The sequence below is a fragment of the Lonsdalea quercina subsp. quercina genome (assembly GCF_000688655.1).
GTDB lineage: Bacteria > Pseudomonadota > Gammaproteobacteria > Enterobacterales > Enterobacteriaceae > Lonsdalea > Lonsdalea quercina.
In genome coordinates this window covers 1-5,016 of the sequence record NZ_JIBO01000024.1, presented here as the reverse complement: position 1 = coordinate 5,016, position 5,016 = coordinate 1, and the positions used below count along the sequence as shown (strand labels likewise).

4 protein-coding genes are annotated in these 5,016 nt (G+C 55.0%); all 4 read right to left on the bottom strand.

Going from position 1 to position 5,016, the window contains the following annotated elements:
• Window positions 1-277: 277 nt before the first annotated feature.
• Window positions 278-988 (bottom strand): DUF2931 family protein, encoded by a 711-nt coding sequence (locus tag RZ35_RS16725; RefSeq protein WP_099049287.1) that lies wholly within the window; start codon window positions 986-988, stop codon window positions 278-280.
• Window positions 988-2,343 carry a phospholipase effector Tle1 domain-containing protein gene (locus tag RZ35_RS16720; RefSeq protein ID WP_455709721.1) on the bottom strand — a complete coding sequence of 452 codons (1,356 nt, stop codon included), beginning with the start codon at window positions 2,341-2,343 and terminating at the stop codon, window positions 988-990. Before RZ35_RS16720 ends, RZ35_RS16725 begins: the two co-directional genes overlap by 1 nt.
• 638 nt (window positions 2,344-2,981) lie before the next feature.
• A complete protein-coding gene (locus tag RZ35_RS16715) occupies window positions 2,982-3,779 on the bottom strand; it encodes a DUF4123 domain-containing protein (protein WP_036153781.1) in 798 nt (265 codons plus the stop codon).
• Window positions 3,776-5,016: type VI secretion system tip protein TssI/VgrG (gene tssI / locus RZ35_RS16710; RefSeq protein WP_036153778.1), on the bottom strand; the 1,241-nt coding region annotated here is incomplete at its 5' end. The genes RZ35_RS16715 and tssI, both read right to left, overlap by 4 nt.

Genomic DNA, 5,016 nt, shown 5'->3' with positions numbered 1-5,016 from the left:
GTATTTTCTGTAATATCGATGTTACTGCCTGTTCCGTAGCTCCAATTGACACGCGTCGCCGGATGACCTTCTGCGCACGTCATCAGCGACATGCAGAAGCCAAACAAAAGGAAAAGATATCTCAACATTATGTCTCCTGGTTCCCGATTAAACGCCGCCGCTCTTTGGTAATGGTAGGGCGCTGCTGGCGGAGAGAGGTCTACTACCAACAACCCCTCTACTACAGGCGGATAACGCCGCTGTTTATTTCAAGCCGCTGTGTTGTGACCTTATTTGATTATTGAACCGGATGCTGATCGGTTTTCGGCTGCCTGGTGCGGTAGGCGTCCATGATTGGCGCCCATTCCATGCCACGGGGGACGGGATGTTGCTTGAAGAGTTCACCGTATTCTTTGTCAAAGTTTTTTAGTGTCACCGTATATTGGCTGACGCCAATAGGATACTTTTTGTCATACCAGTTATCGGTCACCTCTTCGGCGATGCCGCGTGCAAGCAGTAAGTCTGGTTTGACTCGTAACTTATCGCCTTTCAACAACACCTCATAATAGCCTCCGGGAGCCAGACCAAAATAGAGCCAACTGCGTTGGTCAATTCGACCATTAACCTGAAATTGTTGTTGCATCTGCTGCGCCAAATCTGCCGGCAAATCTACCTTGATTCGATAACGCTTACGATCATATAGCGACACCATCTCTATAGATGCTTTATCAGGGACAGATACTCCATCAGTAGGCAGTCCTCCGCCTCCAGCCCAGTAATAGCGTTTGGCTACAATTCGGTCACTTAGCAATCCACCGGCACCCCCACCCGCCTCACGGTCTGCGTAAATAAGCTTCCCGTGTCGGTAAAACTCTGTCCGGGTATTTTTTGTAATATCGATGTTACTGCCTGTTCCGTAGCTCCAATTGACACGCGTCGCCGGATGACCTTCTGTGCACGCCATCAGCGACATGCAGAAGCCAAACAAAAGGAAAAGATATCTCAACATTATGTCTCCTGGTTCCCAATTAAACGCCGCCGCTCCTTGCTGACGGTAGGCTCATTCTTACTCGTATTGGCTGGATTGGCGATACTTTGGTTATTAGCGCTATGGTGAAGATAGTTACCACGCAATGCCCGGTAAGCTTCTTCTGGTAACTGAAGCCCCAGATTTTTCACAAGTCCCTGTTCAGTAGCAACCAAGGCCCAATGTTTGTCTAGTTGGGCTAGCTTGATCACCGGGACTTTAGCTGCTCCAGACTCCAGCCTTAAACTCATTGCTGTTGGATCCCACTCTTGAAACGGCACCCCTGCCGCACGTCCGGCCTCGACCATCATATGCAACGGAATGCGAGAGTATTCACCCTCTACGACCCTGCGCATCACCACCTCCACATAGACGGCTTTTTTGGGCCACGCATCATTTTTACCACGGCGTCGGATAAACGAGTAGGGGACTAAACTGATCGCCCCCAACGGGGGGGTGGCGGTTCGCGACACATTCGGTTGAAGGCGATCGGCCCAGCCCAGTGCTATTTTCTCCTCGGCGTAGGCCCGCGCTTTTTGATAGGCGCGGCTGCCTGTCTCTGGCATCGAAGCGTCCTCCTCGCTCATAAAGCGTTCCAGTTCGATACACTCGGTCAGCGCCGGATCGCTGTTGGGATTAGACAGGCTCNAGCGGCTGTAATACCCCCCGCCGATATCTGAATGCGCCCCCGGCAACGCCAATTCGGTAAAATGTGGAGGGATGCTGGTGCCAGCGGCCGTAGGGGTAATCCGCGTGAGTGGGAAGTGTTTACGCACCTCATCCAGTGCGGTCAGGTGCACCACTCGCTCCGCGCTGTCATCCTTCAAACGGGTATTAACTCGGGAGTTAAATGAGGACACCACCGTGTCGAAAATGCCGACAAACGCGATGCGCACATCCTCACGATTGCTCCAGTCAAACCCTGCTTTCAGGCGGATAGTTTCATTATTTGCTACCGCCTGCACCAGCGGATGGTCTTTTTTCTGGTCGATGACGTTGACAAAATGACGCGCCGCCGCCGCGCCGCGGCTAAAACCAAAGACGTCAAATACAACACGATGGATACACTCAATACTGGGCAAAACTGTTTCCAAATCTCGAATGATCGCGGCAACAATCTCTTGCTCACACGCTCGATTAACCTTGCCGATGATCGATGTATTTTCGCCTACAAAGTTCAAATCCAACCCTTGCGTCAACGTATCGTCCCCTCGGTATTCGATCTCGTCTTTTCCGGCCACCGGATCGCGGGTACCAATACCGCTGATATAGCTATGGACAATTAATGTCCCCGCGGTAAGGTCGTATTGATTGAACAGTTTCCCCACATTCGTCATATCATTAGCCGCACTCCCCCCGATGGGGAGCTGCCCCATCTGACAGCCCCGCAGCTCCTTCTCCCGCTGAGCTGGGTCTGAGCAGGTCTCAGCCAACCACTGCTCGACTTTTCTAAGCCCAGATTCGGCGTTGAAGTTATTGTTTCCTGTACCATCAAAAAAGACGCCGATGCGTAATACGTTAATCTGGTAGCCTTTTACCTCGATAACGTAAGAATGATGGGTATAGAACCGCACGTTGCCGGCTTTCCCTTCCTGATGCGCTTCCGGCAATGCAGGCTCGGCCGGGGTCAGGCAGAGATCGCCTGTCGTCACTTTGACGTATTCGCGTTTCGTCGTCTCATAGCCCGTCAGTTCTGCTGTATAGGCAGTCACTGGGCTTGGTCCCTCTTTGAGGGCTTCGCGCGACTGAGCTGCCTTGAGCCAGGGTTGCGTTTCCAGTTTCACCGTCACGGGGCCGACGGCGAAACCACGCGCCAGCGTAGGTCCCTCTTTTAAGATGACCGTTTCGGATTTGCCAGTCTCATCTGTCAGTGTCGCTTTTAATCCCTTGAATGAGCGATTGTGCTCATCACGAACGTCGATTTCTATCCAGTTATCGTAACGTTCACAGGGGATGCAGTAAGGATCTGCCGCCATCAATGGGCTCCTATTAATTCTTTGTGTTTCGCCATCCAATGGCTGACCTGCGCCCATTCAGCGTCGGTCAGCATGAGCGGCACCCTGATGCTCTCCAGTGACAGGCCGGCCTGCAACGTCAAGGCGCCGGCCACCACGCCGTCGAGCACATCTCCTTCAAGCTTCTCCGCATTGGCTTGCCGGAGTACCGGTAAAATGGCACTGGCCGGATCTGGGTGGCGTTCCATCATGGCCGTCATGGATTGCCACAAGCGCCGGCGCAGAATATAGGCATGTCGGTCTTCGTCGTATAATGCCGCCAGATGGTGTGATTGAATATGAAACCAAGGCGTATCTAATGCCGCGCGAAACGGTAAACGGGGAGTCCGTGTAAAACCGGTGCCACTGATCCAAATTCCGGTGCAGGGACCCATAATTGCATCCCGCTCTTCGGGGCTCATCGCATTAAACATTGGCAGGAATATTCGGGAATCAGAAAAACGAAAATAGACGATTTCCCCGTCACGAATGACCTGTATCAGGCTTTGCCAGTGGCGACGCACCACATCAATCGGCTGGTCGCTGACCAGATAAAAGCCACTCAGTTCCGGTGTCGCCTCCATAAACTCAGTCGAAGGATTAAACAGTAGCCAAGGCCCTAGGACGGCTTGTTCACCGAATGTGGTACCGGCGAACAGAGGGGATGCCTCACCATGACTCAGCTCGTAGAAACGCGCCACCGCCGAACGGTCTGCCGCACCATCCACGATTGCAAACAGCTCACCGCTATGCTGTTCTCGCCATAAATCCATGCTCATGCCTTACCGCCTTTAGCCAGAGGGCAAGGTTTGGCCAGCGGTGCCATCGACGCCATGCTTTTATGAATGGCAGGAGCAGGCAATGTGGCGGATGGGGCTGGAGGTACGGCAACTTCGCCTGGTAGTGTGGGAAGTTCTCCTGCCCAGTTGGACCCAACACCGGCGCTCCCTCCGGAGTTCATCTTGATGGATGGGCCGACAAGGGTCACTCCGGCGGGGGTAATTTTGATAAAACTCCCCCCGACTTTCAGCGTCAACTCCGCCCCCGCGTCAATAACCACCTTGGCGCCGGCTTTTACGTGTACTTCCTGACCCGCATCGACCAGTAACGCCTGCCCCAATTTATGGTGCATCGACGCATCGACGGTCAGCGAGTAATCCCCCTGAATATGATCGCGCTTTTCCTGCTCCACTGTGAGGTGGTCGGTGGCTTTGACGCGGGTGACCCGCTCGTTATCAATCTCCGTATGCGCATCGTGCCGAATATGCCAGACGACGTCATGTTCGACCATCGCACGGAGGTCTTTCTGGCCGTGCAGATAAATTTCTTCCTCGCCAGCCTGATCTTCAAAGCGCAGTTCGTTGAAGCCTTCACCCTGATGCGTTTCAGTCCGCAACACCGTTCGCGTTTTATGCTCCGGCAAATCGTAAGGTGGGCGATGGGTCGCATGATAGGTTCTCCCCGTCACCAGCGGCTGGTCCGGGTCGCCCTCCAGAAAACTCACCACCACCTCATGACCGATGCGCGGGATGGCTATCATGCCGTACTGACCGCCCGCCCAGCCCTGACTGACGCGTACCCAGCACGAGCTCTGGTCGTCGCTCGCCCCGTAACGGTCCCACGGGAACTGCAGCTTCACCCGGCCGTATTCGTCGCAGTAAATTTCTTCCCCTGCCGGGCCGACCACCGTGGCAATCTGCGGGCCGTCGACCATCGGGCGATGCGGCATTTTCGCTCGCCACGTGGTGCTGGCCTTCACCACCCCAAAGGTGTTGGTCAGCGTCGTCGGCTCGCCGCCGCCTTCCTCTTCCAGCGCCTGCGGCTGGGTGCCGGTGTGGCTGACGGTCNCCNCCTGCCAGCCGATGTTCAGCGTCAGGTTCGGGTGCTCCGTCAGGGTAAACGCGCTGCCGGGCATCAGCGCCGCGCAGTTTGACGCGCCTTGTCCGGTGACCGCGTCGGCGCGCAGCGCATCCAGCCGGTGGCCACTGAACGCCTTGCCGCTCGGGTCTTTCTTGA

Coding starts and splice junctions, on each gene's coding strand:
- RZ35_RS16725 (WP_099049287.1), bottom strand. CDS start 988: ATGTTGAGATATCTTTTCCTTTTGTTTGGCTTCTGCATGTCGCTGATG.
- RZ35_RS16715 (WP_036153781.1), bottom strand. CDS start 3,779: ATGAGCATGGATTTATGGCGAGAACAGCATAGCGGTGAGCTGTTTGCA.